The following is a 21,385-nucleotide window of genomic DNA, read 5'->3' as shown; positions in this document are numbered from 1 at the left end:
ATTTTTTTGTACATTTGTTCGCTATGGAACATATGATTTGGGTATGAGAAAACTATTTTTACTGCTTGTATCTGTATTATTCAGCCTGTATGTCGCGGCTGATGTTGAAATACGTTCGGAACATCTGACAACGAGTAATGGAATTTCTAATAATTCTGTTCGTTGTATGTATCAAGACAGCAAAGGATTTATTTGGATGGGAACTCTGAACGGATTGAGCCGATATGACGGCAATTCTTTTGTGACTTACCGGCCGAGCCAGAAAGGAGGAATTGCGCTGGGAGATCATCGTATCCGTGATTTGGTAGAAGATAAGAATGGTTTTTTGTGGATAGCAACTTCGGCAGAGGTATATAGCTGCTATGACTTGCAAAGGGAATGTTTTGTAGACTTTACAGGGTGTGGTGAATATCGGGAACTCTATAGCGACAAAATTATAGACCGTAATGGGAATGTTTGGCTTTGGTTGAATGGAAATGGATGTCGGAAAGTAACTTATGCGGACGGGCAATTTTCCTCAATCGTCTTCAAGACAGAAAAGAATAATTTGCCTTCCAACAGGGTGACGTACGTATATGAGGATTTACAAGGAGGTGTCTGGATTGGTACAGATAACGGGGTGGTTCAAGTTATTGGAGATCGCACTGTTTTGGTTGTTCCTTCACATCGGGCTTCTAAGATTATTTCTGATGGAGGAAATTTGTTTTTTTTGTCAGCGGATGGCCGTTTTGTCGTAAAGAAAAGGGAGGAGGAATGCAAGTATGTAGCTCGTCTGCAAGAAAGCGGAATTCGTATCGATGAGGACCTGCGCATTCAGGACGATTGGGTGATATTTACCAACAAGGGGTGTTATGTGTTCAACTTAAAAACGTTTGAACTCAGAAAGAGTACGCTGCTGGATGTACAGAATGGACAGGTACAGAAAGATAATCGTGGAAATTATTGGGTGTTCAATCATACAGGAAAGGTTTGGTATCTTGATACAAAGACTCGTGCAGTCAAGTCTTTTCAGCTTATTCCTTCCGATAGGGTTAATTATATAGACGAAGAACGTTATCATGTAGTCTGGGATTCACGAGATCTGATTTGGATATCTACGTACGGAAACGGATTGTTTGTTTATGATCCTACTCATGATGTATTGCAGCATTTTACTGCTGATATGAGCGGATTCAGTCATGTCGCGTCTAATTATCTTCTTTATCTTATAGAGGATCGTACTGGAGGGATCTGGGTAAGTACTGAATATGCGGGTGTTTCTCATTTGTTGGTGCTGAATGAGGGAGCTGACAGGGTCTTTCCGGAAAAAGGGGCATGGGACGGTCGTGCTAATACAGTAAAGATGATTAATCGTATGGCAGGCGGAAGCATTTGGTTGGGCACACGCCAGGGTGGGTTGTATGTGTACGACCAATCATCGCGAACATTGGAAAAGCGTGGCTTTTATGATTCGAACGTTTATGCTGTGGCCGAAGGGCCCGATGGTAGTCTTTGGCTGGGGACGCGTGGAAATGGTCTTTCTGTAGATGGAAAATGGTATAGAAACACTTCGGAAGATGCATTTTCGCTAGGCAGTAACAGTATTTTTGCTATGTTGCGTGACAAGAAGGATCGTATGTGGGTTGGTACCTTTGGTGGCGGATTGAATTTGGCTGTTCCTGACGAGGCCGGAGATGGATATCATTTCCGTCGTTTCTTTACCGATACGTATTCGCAAAGACAGATACGCGTTATTTGTGAAGAACCCAATGGCTATTTATGGGTCGGTTCGAGTGCGGGAATCTTTATTTTTCATCCAGACTCTCTTCTACAAGATCCTCAGAATTATGTAGCCTATAATATAGACAACGGTGCTTTGCGAAGTAACGAAATCAAGTGTATGTTGCGCGACAGTAAAGGGCGTATGTGGTTGGGCACATCGGGTAAGGGTTTTAGTATGTGCCGTCCTGAGGGAAATTATAAAGACTTGGACTTCGTCCATTTCGACGTGAGCGATGGGCTGGTAAACAGCATGGTACAGTCGATTGTAGAGGACCGGAACGGAAAGTTGTGGATTGCTACAGAATTGGGGCTTTCTTGCTTTGATCCTGATAGCTATACATTCGAGAATTTCTTCTTTTCATCTTATATCTTGGGAAATGCTTACAGCGAAAACAGTTGTGCGGTGGCTGATGATGGGACATTACTGTTTGGATCGAACTACGGACTAGTGGTTGTAGACCCTGCGGTTGTGGTGGGCAATACGCAGGCGTCACCGATGGTGTCGTTCACTAACCTGCACGTTAATGGTATAGCCGTGCGTCCGGGTGACGTGGATTCGCCACTGGAGCACGCGATGATCTATACCGACAAAATTGAACTGAAACATTACCAGAATTCGTTCGTGATAGATTTCTCTACATTCGAATATTCGATGGTCAACGACATCAAATATACTTACCGTTTGGATAACTACGATCGGGAGTGGAGTGCTTTGTCTTCCTTGAATTTTGCTGCCTACAAGAATCTAGATCCGGGGCATTATACCTTGCGTGTGAAGGCGTGTAACGGTCAGGGAGTTTGGGCGGAGAAAGAAGCAGTTTTGCAGGTTGTTATTGTTCCGCCGTTTTGGCGTACGGGATGGGCGTTCATTCTTTACGTACTCGTGTCTGCCGTGGCACTCTATGTCGCTTTCAGGTTGGTGCGTAATTTTAATGTTCTGCGCAACCGCATTCAGGTGGAGAAGCAACTGACGGAATACAAATTGGTTTTTTTTACTAATATTTCCCATGAATTCCGTACGCCGCTGACGCTGATACAAGGTGCTTTGGAGAAGGTGCAGCGCATGGAGAAGATCCCCAAGGAGATGAATTACTCGCTTAAAGTAATGGAGAAAAGCACCCAGCGTATGCTGCGTCTGATTAACCAGTTGCTCGAGTTCCGCAAGATGCAGAACAACAAGCTGGCTCTCTCGCTGGAGGAGACCGATGTCGTCGCCTTTCTCTACGAGATATTCCTAAGCTTTAGCGATGCCGCAGAATCGAAGAACATGGATTTCCAGTTCGTGCCTTCACGTACGTCCTACACGATGTTTATCGATAAGGGACATTTGGATAAGGTGACCTACAACCTCCTGTCCAATGCTTTCAAGTACACTCCCAGTGGTGGCAAGGTGACTTTCACTGTCGATGTGGACGAGGAGCGAAAGAAGCTTGTCATTACAGTTCGCGATACAGGAGTCGGTATACCACCTGAAAAACGTAACGAACTGTTCAAGCGCTTCATGCAGAGTAGTTTCTCCGGCAGCAGTGTTGGCGTGGGGTTACACTTGAGCCATGAGTTGGTTTGCGTACACAAGGGTACCATTGAGTTCAGTGAGAATGAGGGCGGTGGTTCCGTCTTTACTGTCACGCTGCCTACCGACCCTTCTGTTTACGAGGAGAAGGACTTTCTCATCCCTCACAACGTCCTGCTCGAAGAGGAACGGAAGCACCAAGAGCAGGTGGCCGCTACTCGCATGGAGGCCGACATTGAGCTGCCCGAGGTGGAGCCTATCAACAAGAAACGGGTGCTTATCATCGAGGATGATAACGACGTACGCGAGTTTCTCAAAGAAGAGGTTGGGCGCTATTTTGAAGTCATGGCTGAGGCTGATGGTGTGGCTGGACTGGCACGTGCTCGCGAATACGATGCCGACCTGATTATTTGTGATGTCTTAATGCCCGGTATGACGGGTTTCGAAGTGACTCGCAAGTTGAAGAACGATTTCAACACGAGCCATATTCCCATCATCCTGCTCACTGCTATGAACTCCGCCGAGAGTCACCTGGCTGGTGTTGAGAGCGGAGCAGACGCCTACATCACCAAGCCATTTAGTCCTAAGTTGCTTTTGGCTCGTGCTTTCAAGCTGATAGAACAGCGCGAGAAGCTTAAGGAAAAATTTTCTAACGCTCCTAACATGCTCCGGCCCACTATTTGCTCCTCCGACAAGGACAAGGCTTTTGCCGACCAGTTACAAGCCGTCGTTGAGCAGCAGTTGGAGAATGCCCAATTTACCGTCGATGAGTTCGCTTCCATCATGGGGCTGGGACGTACGGTTTTCTACCGCAAGGTACGTGGTGTAACCGGTTATTCGCCGAACGAGTACATCCGCATCGTGCGCATGAAGAAGGCTGCCGAGTTGCTGTTGGAGAGTAACTATACCGTGTCCGAGGTATCCTACAAGGTGGGCATCAACGATCCGTTCTACTTCAGCAAGTGTTTTAAACACCATTTCGGCGCCTCGCCCTCGGCCTACCGTGAAGGTACGGCGGCAAAGCCCGGGGAGACGCCTGCCGGCGGGGGAGACGAGGCTTGAGTATTGCTCGTTGTCCAGTGTATCTGTCTCGCCGCAGACGAAAAAGTTCGGCCGCTGTCCAATGCCGAGTCTTTTGCATGTCTGTCAGGAGCACCGGTTTGGTTTCGGCTGCCCGTATATTCTGATTTTGATCCGTTTGTTTAATAACAAGTGCATAAACAAAGTGTCGGAGACCCTGGCGAGTTTCGGAGGGAAACAAAAACGTGCATTCCAAAGGAGTCGGAATGCACGTTTGGGCAGTGTGTGCTAATGTTAGGTTAGCTTTCCTTTGCCTTGAAGGCGAGTGCGTACATGCGCATCTGTTTCACCATGGCTAGCAAGCCGTTGCTGCGGGTGGGCGAGAGGTGCTCCTGCAGGCCGATGCGGGGGATGAAGTAGAGGTCGGCGGCAAGAATCTCGTCGGGCGTGTGCCCGGAGAGCACCTTGATGAGCAGGGCGATGATGCCCTTCACGATAAGGGCGTCGCTCTCGGCTTGGAAGATGACTTTGCCGTCCTCTTCGTCGGCTTGCAGCCATACGCGGCTTTGGCAGCCTTCTATCAGGTTTTGGTCGGTCTTGTAGCGTTCGTCAAGAGCCGGCTGTTCGTTGCCTAGGTCGATGAGCAGCTGGTAGCGGTCCATCCAGTCGTCGAAGTCACTGAATTCGGCGATGACTTCGTCTTGCATTTCGTTGATTGTCATATCTATTGTCTTTTTTGAAATTATTTTTCGTTGTAGATTACCTCCAGTACCGTCTGCCCTACGGCCATCAGCGTGTTCTTGTCTATCACGTCCATGGTGTCGTCCGTGGTGTGCCAGAAGTCGCCGAAGCCCGTGTCGCACTTCGGGTCGTAGTTGATGATGTCCACGCAGGGTATCTTGCGCAGGTTGTAGACATAGAGGTGGTCATCCGTCACTTCTGTTCCATCTTCCTTGGGGAAGAAAGCTTCGAATCCCAGGCGGTGGGCGGCGTCCCAGATTTTTTTCACCTGCTTACCCGCCGTGCGCTTGGAGAAAAGCTCCTGGTAGAAAGTAGCGTTTTTGCCGCCCACCATGTCGAGCAGGATGCCGAAGCGAGCGTTGTAGTTGTCCACATGGGGCACGCGCCCCCAGTATTGCGAGCCTAGGCACCAGGTGTCGGGCTTGTATGGCCCCTTGTGGAAGGTTGGTGTGCCATAGTCTTCGGCGTCGAAGAAGATGATGTCGATGCCGATGGCAGGTGCTTGCCGTTGTAGCTGGCGTGCCACTTCGAGCAGCACACCTACGCCGCTGGCACCGTCGTTCACGCCCAGGATAGGCGTCTTGTGCTTCGACTTGTCCTTGTCCTCGTCGGCATAGGGGCGGCTGTCCCAGTGGGCGAAGAGCAGCACGCGTCGGCGGCTGTCGGGGTTGTAGGCGCCGATGATGTTACGCGCTTTCAGAATGGTGTTGTCATAGGCCACGAGGTCGGCATACTGGTTGTAGACTTTGGCACCGAGCTGTTCCAGTTTGGCAGCAAGGTAGTCGCCGCAAGCTCTGTGAGCAGCCGTGTTGGGTACACGGGGACCGAAGTTGGCCTGTATCTGGACATAGGCGTAGGCGCTGTCGGCGTTAAATGCGGGTACGTTGACAGATTCCGTTTTGTCTTTGTTTTCCTCTGTGCCGGAGGCGTTGCTCTTGTTGCCGCAGGCGATGGCAGCCACCACCATCAGCAGGAGCAGGGAAGCAAAGGTGCATTGTTTTCTTTTCATAATTGGGGAATTATTTTTTTCTAGTTAGGAAAATAGATTTCTCTAGTTAGGGAATAATCTAGCTATAGTTGGAAGGTGAGCCGCACTCCCTTTTTGTCGACATCCAGCTGGACAGGTGCGCCGCAGACGAGTGGCAGGTTCATCGTGACATGGCCCACGGGGAAGTTGAAGCAGACGGGGTAGTCGTATTCCTTCACTAGGTCGGCCAGTGCTCCATAGAGTTCCTTGCCCAGCTGTTTTTTCTCTTCGTATTCGGTAAACTGGCCGATGACGAGGCCCGACAGACGTTCGAGCACACCGCCCAGCTTCAGGTTGTACATCATGCGCTCAATGGCATGCGGGCGTTCGCCCACATCTTCTATAAAGAGCACGGTGCCGTCGGTGGGGATATCGTAGGGCGTGCCACGTAGGCCGTTGAAGACGGCAAAGTTTCCTCCTCGCAGGATGCCTTCGGCCGTACCGCGGCGGTTTAGCTTGTGAGCGTCACAGGTATAACTGAAACTTCCTTCGGGTGTGGCGGCGGCTCCAGTCAGTATGTCGCGCAGGGCTTGCGTACAGAAATCATCTTCGGGTTCTACGGTGAGATGGCGTGCCATGGGCGCATGCAGCGAAGCGAAGCCTTCCTTCTGCCACAGGTTATGCAGGGCGGTGATGTCGCTGAAGCCGATGAGCCACTTGGGTGACTCCCTGAAGCGGCTGAAGTCTAGCTTGCCTACCAGATGCACCGCACCATATCCGCCGCGACTGCACAGAATGGCTCGTGTGTTCGGATCGTCCATCGCTTCCTGCAAGTCTTCCAGCCGCTGGCTGACAGTACCTGCATAGACTCCGTTGGAACTGCCTGCGTGGCGTGACAGCACGGGTTGCAGGCCCCATGAGGCCAGCCGCTTGACGGCTCCCTTCAGGAACGACTTGTCTATCTTGCCGGAGGGTGAGAGGATGACAACCTTGTCGCCTTCATACAGGTAAGGGGGAATAATCAGCTTGTCCATATACATTCATCATAATTTATGTTGCTGCAAAAATACAGAAAGGCGAGCGGAGAACAAAATATTGAAACTTGTTTCGGATATTTTTTATCCCGAGCTGCTTCTTGTTTTTGTTTACCATAGATTAGGCAGATTGCCACAGAGCGTTTTTATTCACAGTCTGCCTCTACCGAGAGGAAAATTTGTGTCCATCTGCGTATCTGTGGTCGGTCCTGATGTGAATTCTGTCGTGGGAAGGGATGGGAGTTGTCAAAATGTTATTAAACAACTGCAAAAATAGGCGGATGGATGCTGTATTTTTCGACATTTTTTCGGATATTTGCTAAAAATCTAACGTCATGAAACCTATACGCAACTTTAATCAACTGACGGAACACCTGAAGACGCTGAACCGCAGGAAACGCATTGCTGTGGTCTGTGCCAACGACCCCAATACCGAGTATGCCATTGCAAGGGCCCTGGAAGAGGGCATTGCCGAGTTTCTGATGATTGGTGACTCGGCCATTCTTGAGAAATATCCCTCGTTGAAGCAATACCCCGACTACGTTCGTACCATTCACATCGAGGATCCCGACGAGGCGGCTCGCGAGGCGGTGCGCATTGTGCGCGAGGGTGGAGCCGACATCCTGATGAAGGGCATCATCAACACCGACAATCTGCTCCGCGCCATCCTCGACAAGGAGCACGGCCTACTGCCCAGGGGCAAGGTGCTGACGCATCTGGCCGTGATGCAGATACCCACGTATGACAAGCTGCTGTTCTTCTCCGATGCTGCCGTTATTCCGAGGCCCACGCTTCAGCAACGCATCGAGATGATCTGGTACGCCATTCGCACCTGCCGTCACTTTGGCATCGAGCAGCCCCGCATTGCCCTGATACATTGTACGGAGAAGGTCAGCGCCAAGTTCCCCCACTCGCTGGATTATGTGAACATCGTCGAGCTGGCCGAGGCGGGTGAGTTCGGCAACGTCATCATTGATGGACCGTTGGACGTGAAGACCTCGTGCGAGAAGACCAGTGGCGACATCAAGGGCATTGTGTCGCCCATCAATGGCGAGGCCGACGTGCTCATCTTCCCCAACATCGAGTCGGGAAACGCCTTCTACAAGGCCGTTTCTCTCTTTTCGCATGCCGATATGGCGGGGTTGTTACAAGGTCCCGTCTGCCCTGTGGTGCTGCCTTCGCGTAGTGACAGCGGTCTGTCCAAGTATTACAGCATCGCTATGGCCTGTCTTACCAGCAATGGACAAGACACCATTGAATGACAGGAAATGAGCAGTTTGATCGTTTACCATTAAGTATTAACTATTCCCATGAAGATATTAGTTATCAACCCCGGCTCCACCTCGACCAAGATGGCCGTTTTCGAGGACGAAAAGCCTGTATTTGTCAAGACGCTGCGACATTCTGTCGACGAGCTGGTACACTATCCGCGTGTCATTGACCAGTTTGAGTTCCGTAAGAACCTGGTGCTCGCCGAGTTGGAACATGAGGGCATCCCCTTTGCCTTCGACGCCATCATCGGTCGGGGCGGCTTGCTGAAACCCATCCCCGGCGGTGTCTACGAGGTGAACGATGCTATGATCAACGACTGCATGCATGCCATGCGTACCCATGCCTGCAATCTGGGTTGCCTGATAGCCTCCGAGCTAGCTCACGCCCTGCCCGCCTGCCGGGCATTTATTGCTGACCCTGGCGTGGTGGACGAACTGGACGAGGTGGCCCGCGTTACGGGTTCGCCTCTCATGCCCCGTATCACCATCTGGCATGCACTGAACCAGCGCGCCATTGCCCGTCGTTATGCTGCCGAGCGGACGGCGGAACAGCCCGACAGGCCCGTGCGTTACGAAGACCTGAACCTGATTGTCTGCCACCTGGGTGGCGGCATCTCTGTGGCGGCCCATCGCAAGGGACGCTGTGTAGACGTGAACAACGCCCTTGACGGTGAAGGCCCCTTCTCACCCGAACGGGCTGGCACCCTGCCTGCGGGCGACCTCATTGATCTCTGTTTTTCTGGCAAGCTCTCGCAGAGCGAGCTGAAGAAACGCATCTCGGGGCGTGCGGGCCTGGCAGCCCACTTGGGTACGACCGATGTGCAGGCCGTGGTGAAGCGTATCGAGGAGGGCGACGAGCATGCCCGGCTGGTGCTGGACGCCATGATTTATCAGATAGCCAAGAGTGTGGGCGCGGCGGCAGTCGTGCTCTACGGAAAGGTAGATGCCATTCTGCTGACGGGCGGTATCGCCCATTCGGACTACATCACCTCGCGTCTCAAGGAGCGTGTGTCCTTCCTAGCGCCCGTCCGCGTCTATCCCGGCGAAGACGAGCTGGAAGCTCTGGCTCTGAATGCGCTGGGCGCGTTGCGGGGTGAGCTGGAGGTGCAGGTATATCAGTAATGAGGGAATAAATGCTTTTGTTGTTAATGCTCTTTTGTCGGGAAAAAGCATTTATCTCCTTATTAGAATCGGACTTCCCAGCGGCTTGGAATCAGGAGAAACTACGCTCTTGGTTCTTGCTATCGGAGGAATTTGGTCGTCTTCCATAAATTTTTGAATGTTGTACTGGATATCTGACAGTTCCATGATTCGTTTGGTGATACACCAACGGCTTTGTGCGTTGAAATAGGGAATGTTGTTGTTCATGCAGCTGTTCTCTTCCGGTCGCCATACGCCGTATTGATATTCGAATCCGCCTTCATAAGCGCCGACCATTTCGTATTTGTCTGTGCCAATGAAGTCTTTCCATAAGATAGCTGAGGTATCGTTTGTGAAGTCCAGATTCATCTGATAACCGAGTTTTTGCCATTCTTTAATTTCCATGATTCTTGTGGATGGAATGGTTTGTTGGTAGTATACATATTCATCGCATAGAAAACCGAAACCATGTCCGCATGCTTCATGGTGTATCAAGCCTTCAAAATCGTTTGGGGCCTTTTCTGTGCTCATGGGGCATAAGGCAATGGAATTACCGTCACTATATAGATACGTAGTTCCCGCATATTTTGTGCTGTTCAATACAACAATGGCCAATAGCGGTTTGTTTTCGGGAAGTTCCTTGGTTAAGTAAGCGTATTCAAAGACCAAATCGTCATTGCAGGTGATTTCAGTGCCGTTTCCAAACGTCGTATCAAACTTGTTTTTAATTTTGCTCCAACTGTTCTTGTTATTTACACCGGCTTCTTCAGACTCGGCCACAACCATATACACGTTGAAATAGTTACGGTGTGATAGAAACGGTTCTATTGAAAAGAAATGTTCAGCAGCCTGTTTTATTGCCGACTCATATTTGCCTCCTGCCGTCAGATCGCTTTGTACGAAACCGTCTCCCATAATGATCAGGTTTACGTTGCCACAGGTGGCTTTTTGTAATTGTATAACCTCGGTGTCATAATGATATATACCGTCTGTCCCGGCCTGAGTAATATGTAAGGTGTCTGTCAGTTCATATTGCGTATTATAGATAATGATTTGCGCGTAGCGTTCTTCGGGTTGGCGGTTCTCTGAAACATCGAGGCGTAAGTAACGATCTCCTGTTATTCCCTGATTATTGAGAATGGTCGTGATTTCTGTTCCTTCAAGGGTGTCGTCGTTAATGTTGTTGCTGCGATGAGCACTTATCCAGTTCCCTGCTTCTTCAGGTAATATTTTTGTTTGATAAGAGATGTTGCTGTCGATTGTGATTGAAAGTGTTGTGTCGGTAGCTGCAAGTTCCTTCCATTTTTCTTTCGTGAAAGAGAGTCTTTCTTGCGGATCTTGCAAGATGACCAATTGTGTTGTGATGGCTTGCGTACTGATGGAAATGGATGCGGAGCGTTGTCCTCCTGTTTTGTTTTGCGATACTTCCACGGATATCGGGGTGTCTCCATTTCCCATGTTGGGATGAAGGTTAATCCATGATGGAATATCGGAAGATACCGACCAGATATCTTCTGTATCTATCCATATCTCTTTGGTGGTATCATTCCATCTGAAAGAGAGCACTTCGTTGGATATCGACAGATAATTGCTTGTGTCGTTGTCGCATTGGCACAACATGATGATAGATAACAGGGAGTAGAAATAATAGCGCATATTGAATATGTTATTGTAGGAAGAGTATTAGTTTCTTGCAAAAATAAGAAAATGTATATAAATAAGGTGTCTCTAAAAATAAAAAAAATATACGTCTAAAGAATATTGACTTTTGCGAATAAAGAGCTTGTTGACAAACAAGAATGGCAGATTCTCTCATTTTTGATATTTTTTTTGTTGTCCTCTTTTGGAAATGTAAATGGTATTTTAACAGTTATAAGGTACTATTTGTTGTTAATGTATTGTTAGTTGTTGTTAAATGTACGAAGGTAAAAATCTGCTGTGATTCAGTGAGAAATAAGTGTGTGTTTTGTAATGTAAAATAAAATTATACTGTTTTATATTTGTGTGAATGAATGTAACTATTTTTTTAGTCTATATGAGTAGTTGTCTGCCTTGTATTTTATATATTTGCAAGGGTTGAGTATTCAAAATAGGTAAGATTGTCTATGATACATATTGGAAAACTTATTAGAGAGAAAATGATTGAACGTAAGTGTACAGTCGTATCGATGGCTAGACAACTGTCGTGCGGACGTGCTAATGTTTATAAGATATTTGAGAAATATTCCATTGATACAGAGTTGTTGATGAAGATTTCGGTTGTATTAGACTATGATTTCTTTAGTCTCTATTCGGAAGAGTTAAATAGTAAGTGTAAGGATGTAAGTTGATAGAAATTGTTTATTTATTCAATAATTTCGCATTGTTCCGTGTTTTTATGGCTGTGAATTGCTTAAATCATATTTGAATGTGTTCAATTTGAATACATGTATATAAATTGGAGACAAGCAGCGCTGTTTGTCTCAGAATGAATGTTTATATTTGTTGCCACAAATAAATTAATCAAAAAAAGAATAGAATATGAAAACAATGAAGTATTTATCAATGATGCTGATGATGTTGGCATTAAGTGTGTGTATGGTAAGTTGTGGAGATGATGATCCTAGTGAAGTAAGTGGAAATGCTTCGATTACAGGAAGATGGGAATCGTCGGAAATGAGAATTAATTATAAAGAGGCTGTTTTGCGAGTTGAATTTAGTAGCAATAATAAAGGTTCGTTGAGCGCTATTTATACAGATGGTACAGATCCTGATACTTATAATTTTGAATATGTATTAAAAAAGGAAGTAAACGGAGATACCTATTTAACAATTGTGTGGACAGGAAATTTTGTGCTCATATATGATGAGAATGTAGAGTATAAAATAACGATTACTCCTTCTAGACTAGTGTGGGGTGGATATACGTATATACGTAAATAATATGAGTTCAATATAAATAGAATATAGAAGTAAAGTTAGGGATATTCAGTAAATGTCCCCCCAATAGGCGCTATAAAAGATTTTGTGTAAATGGAAATACGGGATTCAAGTTTGAGTCTCGTATTTTTTATTTTATACACAGCCAATCGAGTTCGGAAGCTGATGGTGCTGTGGCAATGTGGACATTTTCTTTTCATTTTATCAAAATTGGGATTAGACATTTGTTTTTTATTCCGCCACCAGCATCAGCCCCACGCCGCGGACGGTCTTGATTTCGATGTCGGCGTCAGCCTCGAAGAGCTTGCGCAGCTTGGAAACGAAGACGTCGAGGCTGCGCGAGGCGAAGTAGTCGTCCTCTGTGTTCCAGCAGCGGCTCAGGATGGCTTCGCGGCGCACGGTTTCATTTTTGTTTTGGGCCAGGATGTGCAAGATGTTGGCTTCAGTGGCGGTCAGTGCCTGGCTTTTGCCGGTGCGGTCGTTGCGCAAGGTGTTGCGTTCGGTGTCCAGCCTGTAGGGACCGAACTGACAGAAGCCTGTTTCTGTACGCATGTGTACACCTTGTGTCATCTTCAGTACGGCGTGTATGTGCGCGTCCAGCTCTTCGGCGATGAAGGGCTTCTTTACGTAGTTGTTTACGCCCAGCTGGTAGCCGAATCGTACGTCCCTGGGCGAGGTGAGGGCCGAGGCAAACAGGATGGGGGTATTGGCATCGGTTTCGCGGATGCGGCGTACCATCTCGAAGCCGTCCATTACGGGCATGTCGATGTCGCTGATGATGATGTCGGGTTTGAATGAAGCCCATGTTTTCAGTCCTTCTTCGCCGTTGACGGCCGTCTGCACGTCGTAGCCGCCGATGATGTCTTCCAGTCCGCACTGCACCACATAACGCAGGTTGGGGTCGTCTTCTACCAGGAGTAACTTGATCATGATATCTGTGTATTTTGAAGCAAAGATACGGATTTTTTCAGATTTCAGAGCTCGGATTTCAAGGGTTCTTGCGGAGTAGTAGAACCTTCAAAAACAAAAAAAGTGTACCGCCACGGCGGTACACCTTATTATTATATAGAAAAGATTGGTTGTCCGTTAGTTGTTGGATTTTTTTTCTCTTCTGGGTCTTTCGGGCTTTTCGCTGTAACCTTCAGGTTTGGGGATCAGTACCTTGTGAGACAGTTTGAACTTGCCTGTCTTCGGATCGATGTCCAGCAGCTTCACTTCGATGTCGTCGCCTTCTTTTAGTCCGGCTTCTTCTACCGTTTCGAGGCGTTTCCAGTCGATTTCGGAGATGTGGAGCAAACCGTCTTTGCCTGGCAGGAATTCAACGAATGCACCGTAAGGCATGATGGAACGGATCTTTCCTTTGTAGACTTCTCCTATCTCGGGAACGGCTACAATAGCCTTGATCATCCGGATGGCGTCATCGATGCTCTGCTTGTTGGTGCCGGCGATTTCGATCTTGCCTACGTTATCTTCTTCTTCGATGGTGATGGTAGCACCTGTCTCTTCCTGCATACCCTGAATGATCTTTCCGCCCGGGCCGATGACAGCACCGATGAATTCTTTCGGAATGGTCATGGTTTCGATGCGCGGAGCGTGTGGTTTCAGTTCGGGGCGCGGTTCGGCGATACATTCTGTCAGTTTACCCAGGATGTATTCGCGACCTTCTTTGGCTTGCAGCAGAGCTTTCTCCAGAATGTCGTATGACAGACCGTCCACCTTGATATCCATTTGGGTAGCGGTGATACCGTTCTTTGTACCTGTTACTTTGAAGTCCATGTCACCCAGGTGGTCTTCGTCACCAAGGATGTCGGAGAGGACTGCATATTTTTCTTCGCCCGGATTTTTGATAAGGCCCATGGCGATACCCGATACAGGGTTCTTGATCTTCACACCGGCATCCATCAAGGCCAGCGTGCCGGCACATACGGTAGCCATGGAAGAAGAACCGTTGGATTCGAGGATATCAGAAACAACGCGTACTACGTAAGGATAGTCTTCAGGAATTTGTCCCTTTAATGCACGCCAAGCCAAATGGCCGTGACCAATTTCACGACGGCCTACACCGCGCTGTGCCTTGGCTTCGCCTGTAGAAAATGGGGGGAAGTTGTAATGTAGCAGGAAGCGCTCTTTGCCGTGGGTCAGTACGTCGTCGACGATTTTTTCATCAAGCTTCGTACCCAGTGTGGCTGTAGACAGTGACTGTGTCTCGCCGCGGGTAAAGATGGCCGAACCATGAGGGCCAGGCAGCGGGCTTACTTCACACCAGATGGGGCGGATCTCTGTTGTCTTACGGCCGTCCAGACGCTTGCCTTCATCGAGGATGCAACGGCGCATAGCCTCTTTTTCTACGTCGTGATAGTAGCGGTCGATGAGCGGAGCTTTTTCTTCCAATTCCTCTTCTGTGAATTGAGCCTTGAATTCTTCGCAGATGGCGTCGAAGGCATCCTGACGTTCGTGCTTGTTACGGTTACCACTGGCGGCAATAGCATAAGCCTTGTCGTAGCAGGCTTCGTGTACGGCCTTGCGCAGGTCTTCGTCGTTCACTTCGTGGCAGTATTCGCGCTTTACGGTGGAACCTACCTCTTCGGCCAGTTCCATCTGTGCCTTACACTGTGGCTTGATGGCCTCGTGGGCAGCTTTCAGGGCGGCTAGCAGGTCTTGCTCAGATACTTCCTTCATTTCGCCTTCCACCATCATGATGTTCTCGTAGGTAGCGCCGACCATGAGGTCCATGTCGGCCTGCTCGAGCTGTTCGAAAGTGGGGTTGATGACGAATTCTCCGTTGATGCGCGCTACGCGTACCTCAGAGATAGGACCATTGAATGGAATGTCCGATACGGCCAGTGCGGCAGAAGCGGCCAGTCCGGCCAGTGCGTCGGGCATGTCTACGCCGTCGGCCGAGAAAAGTATAATGTTTACATATACTTCTGCGTGGAAATTGTCGGGGAAAAGGGGGCGGAGAGCACGGTCAACCAGGCGGCAAGTCAGAATTTCGTAGTCCGAAGCGCGTCCTTCACGTTTGGTGAAGCCGCCGGGGAAACGTCCGAATGCGGAGAATTTTTCTTTGTACTCTACCTGAAGCGGCATAAAATCTGTTCCGGGAACTGCGTCTTTTGCGGCACAAACAGTAGCCAGCAGCATGGTGTTGCCCATGCGGAGCATTACAGAACCGTCTGCCTGTTTTGCCAGCTTTCCCGTTTCGAGCGTGATGGTTCTGCCATCAGGAAGCTCGATCGTCTTAACAATTGGGTTAATCATAAAAAAACTTTTATATCTATTTTCTTTCAAAATTCGTGCAAAGATAGTGATTTTATTCTCTTAATCAGGTGGAAATGAGTTTAAAAGTTTCGATTTCGGCCTTTTTTTTATGTTTTGTGGTGGAAGAAGCTGGAAAAATGCTTTGACTAAGCGTGAAAAGGAGTATATTTGCACGTTGATTTTGAAAATAAACACACTGACAATATGAAGAAAATAGTAGTGATGGCATTTGCCATGGCAGCTTTGAGCGCTTGCGATTCAGAACCGAAGTTTAAGGTGGAAGGTGAAGTGACGGGTGCTGAAGGGAAGATGCTTTATCTGGAAGCATCTGCATTGGAAGGGATTGTTCCTCTTGATTCTGTCAAACTGAACGCTGGAGGTGCCTATACCTTCAAGGAAGCTCGGCCGGAATCTCCTGAATTCTACCGTTTGAGGGTAGAAGACAAGATTATCAATTTCTCGGTAGATTCTACCGAAACCGTTCGAATTAATGCCGGATATGATAATTTTGCGACGGATTATACGGTTGAAGGTTCGCCCAGCAGCGAGAAAATCAAGGAGTTGTCGTTGAAACAACTTCAGTTGCAGAATAAGGTGGATGAATTATATCGGGCTATGCAGGCTCATAGTATTGGTGTAGATGTGTTCCAGGATAGTCTGACTGCGATGATGAAGCGGTATAAAGATGAGGTGAAGATCCGCTATATTTTCGCGGCTCCCAATACGGCGGCTGCCTATTTTGCTCTGTTCCAGAAGGTGAACAATTATCTGATATTCGATCCTTTGAATAGTCGTGATGACATCAAATGCTTTGCGGCCGTAGCTACGAGCCTGAACAATTATTATCCTCATGCCAACCGTTCAAAGAATCTGTATAACATCGTCATCAAAGGCATGAAGAATACACGTACTCCCCAGCAACAGACGTTGGAGCTGCCCGAACAGGTACAGGTGTCGGAAACGGGTGTGATTGACATTAACTTGCGCGACTTGAAAGGAAATGCCCATAAGCTGACAGACCTCAAGGGAAAGGTCGTTATTGTGGACTTTACCGTATATCAGAGTGCAGTTTCGGCCAGTCATAACTATATGTTGCGTGACTTGTATGACAAGTATGCTTCTCGTGGGCTGGAGATTTATCAGGTGTCTTTGGATGCCGATGAACATTATTGGAAGACTACAGCCGACAACCTGCCGTGGATTTGCGTGCGCGATGCCAACGGTGTCTACTCGTCAGTAGCAGCTGCTTACAATGTGCAGAACCTGCCGACCTTGTTCTTGGTAAATCGTAATAATGAGCTGAGTGCTCGTGGCGAGACTATTAAGGATTTGGATGCTGCTGTGCAGAAGTTGTTGTAATTTGTTATAATGGAGGACGAACTCCATTAAATATGTTACAAAACAGCGATTGGCACTTGACGCATATTGTTTAAAGTGCTATCTTTGCGAACAAATATTGGAAGAGGGTTCCAGCATGGTTGACATGTTGGAATTCTTTTTTGTTTATAATATATCAATTAAGAATAATAAGGAGGAAAAAATTATGGCTTATATGTCAGAAGAAGGCTACAACAAGTTGTTGGCCGAATTGAAACAGCTGGAAGCAGTGGAACGTCCCAAGGTGGTGGCTGCCATTGCTGAAGCACGCGACAAGGGAGACTTGTCCGAAAATGCAGAGTATGATGCAGCTAAGGAAGCACAAGGATTGCTCGAGATGAAAATCAGTAAGCTGAAAGCGGTGATTGCCGATGCTAAGATCATCGACGAGTCTAAGCTGAAGACCGACTCTGTACAGATCCTGAACAAGGTGGAGTTGAAGAACGTGAAGAACGGCATGAAGATGACCTATACCATCGTGTCGGAGAGCGAAGCCAATCTGAAGGAAGGCAAGATTTCAGTCAATACCCCCATTGCACAAGGTTTGCTTGGCAAGAAGGTGGGTGAGAAAGCACAGATCAAAGTGCCACAAGGCATGATTGAGCTGGAAATATTGAACATATCATTTTAAACAGTAAGGCAGGTCATGTGTTGTGGCTTGCCTTGTTTTTTTAATATATTATCGTTATGGCAACCATATTCAGTAGAATTGTAGCAGGCGAAATTCCCTGTTATAAAGTTGCGGAGGACGAGCAATTCTTCGCATTTTTGGACATCAATCCGTTGGTAAAAGGACATACGTTGGTCATTCCGAAACGTGAGGTAGACTATATCTTTGATTTGAAAGATGAAGAACTGGCCGCTATGCATGTTTTTGCCAAGAAGGTAGCACTGGCTATCGGAAAGGCTTTTCCTTGTAAGAAGGTTGGAATGGCTGTCTTGGGTTTGGAAGTGCCTCATGCTCATATTCATCTGATTCCGATGCAGAGCGAGAAAGATATGCTTTTCTCCAATCCCAAGTTGCAGCTTTCTGCTGAAGAGTTTGCAGAAGTGGCCGAAGCGATTCGCAACGCGTTCTGACAATCCCCTCCTCCTCATAGATAAAATAAAGGGACGGCCTATCAGGCCGTCCCTTTATTTTATTGAATGTTACTTAAAGTTTTATAGGCTTTCCAACAGGCGCTTTAGTACGACGGTCGCTGAAATTTCGCGGTTGGCCGCTTCAGGAATAACGATGCTTTGCGGGCTTTCGATGACGTCGTCCGTCACAATCATGTTGCGGCGTACAGGCAGGCAATGCATGAAATAAGCGTTGTTGGTAACGGCCATCTGGCGGTCGCTTACTGTCCATGCACGGTCTTTGCTCAGAATTTGTCCATAATTGTCGCCAGAGTAGGCTGCCCAGTTCTTGGCATAGACAAAATCAGCGCCTTCGAAGGCTTTCATTTGATCATATTCTACACGAGCGTTGCCTACGAACTTCGGATCCAGTTCATAGCCTTCAGGGTGGGTGATGACAAACTCATAATCAGTTGCATTCATCCATTCAGCAAAAGAATTTGGAACAGCTTGTGGCAGGGGACGTGGATGGGGAGCCCAGCTCATTACGACTTTGGGTCGTTCCTTCTTTTTATATTCTTCAATAGTGATGAGGTCGGCAAAGCTCTGTAAGGGGTGTCGGGTTGCTGCTTCCATCGAGAATACTGGACGGCCTGAGTATTGGATGAACTGATTCAATATTACTTCGTTGTAGTCGTAGTCTCTGTTTTCGAAACGTGCAAAGGAACGGACACCGATGATGTCACAATAACAGCCCATTACAGGGATAGCCTCCAGCAGGTGTTCTGGTTTATCACCATCCATGATGACGCCACGTTCAGTTTCCAGCTTCCATGCGCCTTGATTAATATCGAGTACGATAACATTCATTCCCAAATTCAGGGCCGCTTTTTGTGTGCTTAAACGGGTACGTAAACTGGAGTTGAAGAAAATCATCATCAACGTCTTGTTGCGTCCTAATTCTACGTATTTAAACCGATCTTTTTTGATCTCGAACGCTTCGGCAAGTGCAGTTTTCAGATTACCGATATCCTGCACGCAGGTAAAATTCTTCATAACGACTTACTTTTTTAAATATATAATTGATAGCAAAGATAGTGAAATGTATCGGGTTTTGAATGAAGATGTCTGTTTTTTAGTATCTTTGTCGAATGTTATCGGGTCGTTAAAAAAAGAAGGAAGCCTTGTTTATGCATAGTCATAGTAGCCATATGGATGAACGTTTGCTTAAACGTCTTTTTGAAGCATATTCCAATGATTTGCTTTACTATGCTCAGTATCTTGTTCGCTCTAGAGAAGAAGCGGAAGAGATTGTAAGCGATGTTTTCTTTGAAGTATGGCAGCATCGTGACAGGTTCTCTGAGGTGAAAAACGAGAAGGCATGGTTGTTGAAGGTAACTCATAACAAGGTAGTGTCCTGGTTGCGGAAAAATGGAAATGGTCAGGTGCTTGTGCCATGGGATGAAGTAGGCGACTATGGTACGCTTGTTGATTTGCAGACTCCTGATTCACGGATCATTAGTCGGGAGGAAATATCTCGTATTAACCAGGTCGTAAATCAGCTTCCTCCCCGTTGCCGGCAAGTCTTTGTGTTGGCCAAAATCGAAAAGCTTCCATATAAAGAGATTGCCGAAGTATTGGGTATCTCTGTGAAAACGATCAATATTCATGTAGCTAAAGCGCTTGAATTTATTTCCTCTGCCTTGAAGTGAGATGGCGTCAATGAGGGTAGTTGCGTTTCTCAAGTTGATGTTTAGCACGCCAATGTAGGTGTTTAGCGTGCTGAAGTAGATGTTTATGTTGAAGAAAAGCACCCTTTTGTCCTGCTTAAAACAGTGCTTTCTTTTGTCTAAAGCATTGTTTTTTCTCTGCTTGCGCGATTGCATTGTTCAACTTGAATAGGTGGCGTGAAGGAAGAAACTTTTTTTGTTTTTATCGTTCACTCTTTCACAAGCTGTTATCTTGCTGATTTTTAGTAAGAAACGGTGAAAGATCTTCTTTCACCGTGAAAGAAGATCGGCTTGTTTGAAATAAAAAACAAACTTTTTTTAAAAAAAAGACGAAGCCTATAGGAGATTTTTTCGGAAACAGCGTCTTGTTTTATATAATTCGATGATGAAAGACGACAAAAAAGAACATAATAATAAGTATGAAAAGTTAGCGTCCTTTCTGGAAGACCCACAGGACCTGACCAATATGAATGAGGCTTCTTCCGACGATGAGGTCCGTAAGCTCTTGTTCATGTGGAATGAATGCCAGCCGGCTGCAACTGATTCGTCAGAGGTTTGGGAAAAGACGCTGCAACGGATCAGGCAGGCTCAAGCACAGGAAGCCGAAAGTCGTAGAAGACATCTCTCGCTTGCTTGGAGATGGGTGGCGGCCGCTTCGGTTGTCCTCTGTGTCGGCTTGGGTTCGCTTTGGTTCTCGAAAACGGAAGTTACGATGGACGAACGAAGCCGTATGGAGCAGATGCTGCTGGCTCAGGTCGATACGGGCGAAGTGAAGGAAGTGACCCTTGTGGTTTCCGACCGTAAGAAAGTGGAGCTGGCCAATAATGCCAAAGTGGCTTATAATGCCTCCGGTCAGGTCAGTGTCAATTCGGTGAAGCTGAAGGAACCGTCCGTACAGAAAGAAGAAGCCTCGGCACAAACCTCTTCTGAGGAAGCTATGGAATATAACCAGCTGATTGTGCCCAAGGGACGTCGCTCTATGATTGTATTGGCTGACAACAGCAAGATGTGGATTAACTCCGGCAGTAAGGTGATCTATCCACGTGCTTTCAAGGGTGACAGACGTGAGATTTTTGTGGAAGGGGAAGTTTATCTGAAAGTGAGTCGTGACGAATCGAAACCTTTCATTGTAAATACTTCAGCTTTCGATGTGGAAGTGTTGGGTACTTCTTTTAATGTGTCAGCCTATAAAGGCGATGCGCATGCTTCTGTGGTGTTGGTTGAGGGTGCGGTTGATGTGAAAGATGCGGCGGATAAGCATGTTCTGATGCAACCGAATGAGCGGGTACAGTTGGATGAGGCTGGTGAGTTGAAAAAGGAAACAGTAAATGCTCTCGATTATATCCATTGGGTAGATGGAGTTTGGATCTTGAATGGTAAACCTTTGAAAGAAGTGCTTGCTTATTTGAGTGAATATTATGGACAGAAGATTGTTTGTGATCCATCTATTGCTGATGAGGCATTTTATGGTAAATTATTTTTGAATGAAGAATTGAAGAAAGTGTTAGAATCAATTTGGCAAACCTTGCCTGAGGACTTAGGTGCCTCGAGAGAGGCTATCTATGTACAGGTGAATTGATTACCAGGTTGTGAAT

16 protein-coding genes are annotated in these 21,385 nt (G+C 47.2%); 9 read left to right on the top strand and 7 right to left on the bottom strand.

The annotated features are described in order from the left end of the window. Positions 1-43: 43 nt before the first annotated feature. Positions 44-4,336 (top strand): two-component regulator propeller domain-containing protein, encoded by a 4,293-nt coding sequence (locus tag HF894_RS06005; protein ID WP_204971424.1) that lies wholly within the window; start codon positions 44-46, stop codon positions 4,334-4,336. A 257-nt stretch (positions 4,337-4,593) separates the two neighbouring features. Here HF894_RS06005 and HF894_RS06000 read toward each other — a convergent pair whose 3' ends face one another. The 3 genes from HF894_RS06000 to HF894_RS05990 all read right to left on the bottom strand — a co-directional run bounded on the left by HF894_RS06000 (position 4,594) and on the right by HF894_RS05990 (position 7,036). After that, entirely contained in the window at positions 4,594-5,016 is a 423-nt protein-coding gene (locus HF894_RS06000) for a SufE family protein (protein WP_021848313.1), read from the bottom strand. 20 nt (positions 5,017-5,036) lie between these two features. Then, positions 5,037-6,044 carry a M20 family metallopeptidase gene (locus HF894_RS05995; RefSeq protein ID WP_021848312.1) on the bottom strand — a complete coding sequence of 336 codons (1,008 nt, stop codon included), beginning with the start codon at positions 6,042-6,044 and terminating at the stop codon, positions 5,037-5,039. Between the two features lie 62 nt (positions 6,045-6,106). After that, entirely contained in the window at positions 6,107-7,036 is a 930-nt protein-coding gene (locus HF894_RS05990; protein ID WP_204971423.1) for a S66 peptidase family protein, read from the bottom strand. A gap of 335 nt (positions 7,037-7,371) precedes the next feature. Between HF894_RS05990 and HF894_RS05985 the strand changes: the two genes are divergently transcribed. Then, positions 7,372-8,298, top strand: a complete 927-nt coding sequence (locus HF894_RS05985; protein ID WP_204971422.1) for a phosphate acyltransferase — start codon at positions 7,372-7,374, stop codon at positions 8,296-8,298. Between the two features lie 48 nt (positions 8,299-8,346). Further along, positions 8,347-9,429 (top strand): butyrate kinase, encoded by a 1,083-nt coding sequence (buk, locus tag HF894_RS05980; RefSeq protein ID WP_204969297.1) that lies wholly within the window; start codon positions 8,347-8,349, stop codon positions 9,427-9,429. Between the two features lie 51 nt (positions 9,430-9,480). On the opposite strand, the gene HF894_RS05975 is transcribed toward buk, so the two are convergent. Beyond that, the gene (locus tag HF894_RS05975) at positions 9,481-11,103 is read right to left on the bottom strand and encodes a M64 family metallopeptidase (protein ID WP_204971421.1); all 1,623 of its coding nucleotides are present in this window, start codon (positions 11,101-11,103) and stop codon (positions 9,481-9,483) included. A gap of 864 nt (positions 11,104-11,967) precedes the next feature. Here HF894_RS05975 and HF894_RS05965 point away from each other — a divergent pair. Next, positions 11,968-12,369 carry a hypothetical protein gene (locus tag HF894_RS05965; RefSeq protein ID WP_021848306.1) on the top strand — a complete coding sequence of 134 codons (402 nt, stop codon included), beginning with the start codon at positions 11,968-11,970 and terminating at the stop codon, positions 12,367-12,369. A gap of 228 nt (positions 12,370-12,597) precedes the next feature. Here the strand turns inward: HF894_RS05965 and HF894_RS05960 are convergent, their stop codons facing one another. Continuing rightward, positions 12,598-13,296 carry a response regulator transcription factor gene (locus HF894_RS05960; protein WP_204971419.1) on the bottom strand — a complete coding sequence of 233 codons (699 nt, stop codon included), beginning with the start codon at positions 13,294-13,296 and terminating at the stop codon, positions 12,598-12,600. Positions 13,297-13,452: 156 nt separating this feature from the next. Further along, positions 13,453-15,624, bottom strand: coding sequence for a polyribonucleotide nucleotidyltransferase (gene pnp / locus HF894_RS05955; RefSeq protein WP_021848304.1), 2,172 nt, complete (start codon positions 15,622-15,624; stop codon positions 13,453-13,455). A gap of 204 nt (positions 15,625-15,828) precedes the next feature. On the opposite strand from pnp, the gene HF894_RS05950 reads away from it, so the two are divergent. The 3 genes from HF894_RS05950 to HF894_RS05940 all read left to right on the top strand — a co-directional run bounded on the left by HF894_RS05950 (position 15,829) and on the right by HF894_RS05940 (position 18,081). Beyond that, positions 15,829-16,983 carry a thioredoxin-like domain-containing protein gene (locus HF894_RS05950; protein ID WP_075318441.1) on the top strand — a complete coding sequence of 385 codons (1,155 nt, stop codon included), beginning with the start codon at positions 15,829-15,831 and terminating at the stop codon, positions 16,981-16,983. Positions 16,984-17,167: 184 nt separating this feature from the next. Beyond that, complete coding sequence (gene greA, locus HF894_RS05945) at positions 17,168-17,632, top strand: transcription elongation factor GreA (protein ID WP_075319250.1); 465 nt, start codon at positions 17,168-17,170, stop codon at positions 17,630-17,632. A gap of 56 nt (positions 17,633-17,688) precedes the next feature. Further along, positions 17,689-18,081 carry an HIT family protein gene (locus tag HF894_RS05940; protein WP_075318442.1) on the top strand — a complete coding sequence of 131 codons (393 nt, stop codon included), beginning with the start codon at positions 17,689-17,691 and terminating at the stop codon, positions 18,079-18,081. 81 nt (positions 18,082-18,162) lie between these two features. On the opposite strand, the gene HF894_RS05935 is transcribed toward HF894_RS05940, so the two are convergent. After that, positions 18,163-19,116, bottom strand: coding sequence for a Rossmann-fold NAD(P)-binding domain-containing protein (locus HF894_RS05935; RefSeq protein WP_021848300.1), 954 nt, complete (start codon positions 19,114-19,116; stop codon positions 18,163-18,165). 155 nt (positions 19,117-19,271) lie between these two features. Here HF894_RS05935 and HF894_RS05930 point away from each other — a divergent pair, with 155 nt between their 5' ends. Both HF894_RS05930 and HF894_RS05925 read left to right on the top strand, forming a co-directional pair. Next, on the top strand, positions 19,272-19,772 hold the full coding sequence (locus HF894_RS05930) for an RNA polymerase sigma-70 factor (RefSeq protein WP_246593146.1): 501 nt from the start codon (positions 19,272-19,274) through the stop codon (positions 19,770-19,772). A 400-nt stretch (positions 19,773-20,172) separates the two neighbouring features. Beyond that, on the top strand, positions 20,173-21,369 hold the full coding sequence (locus tag HF894_RS05925; RefSeq protein WP_246593145.1) for a FecR domain-containing protein: 1,197 nt from the start codon (positions 20,173-20,175) through the stop codon (positions 21,367-21,369). Positions 21,370-21,385: the final 16 nt, after the last annotated feature.

This window comes from Caecibacteroides pullorum, from assembly GCF_019239235.1.
Classification (GTDB): domain Bacteria; phylum Bacteroidota; class Bacteroidia; order Bacteroidales; family Bacteroidaceae; genus Bacteroides; species Bacteroides pullorum.
The sequence above is the reverse complement of the archived record's forward strand: the minus strand, read 5'-3'. Positions and strand labels throughout refer to the sequence as shown.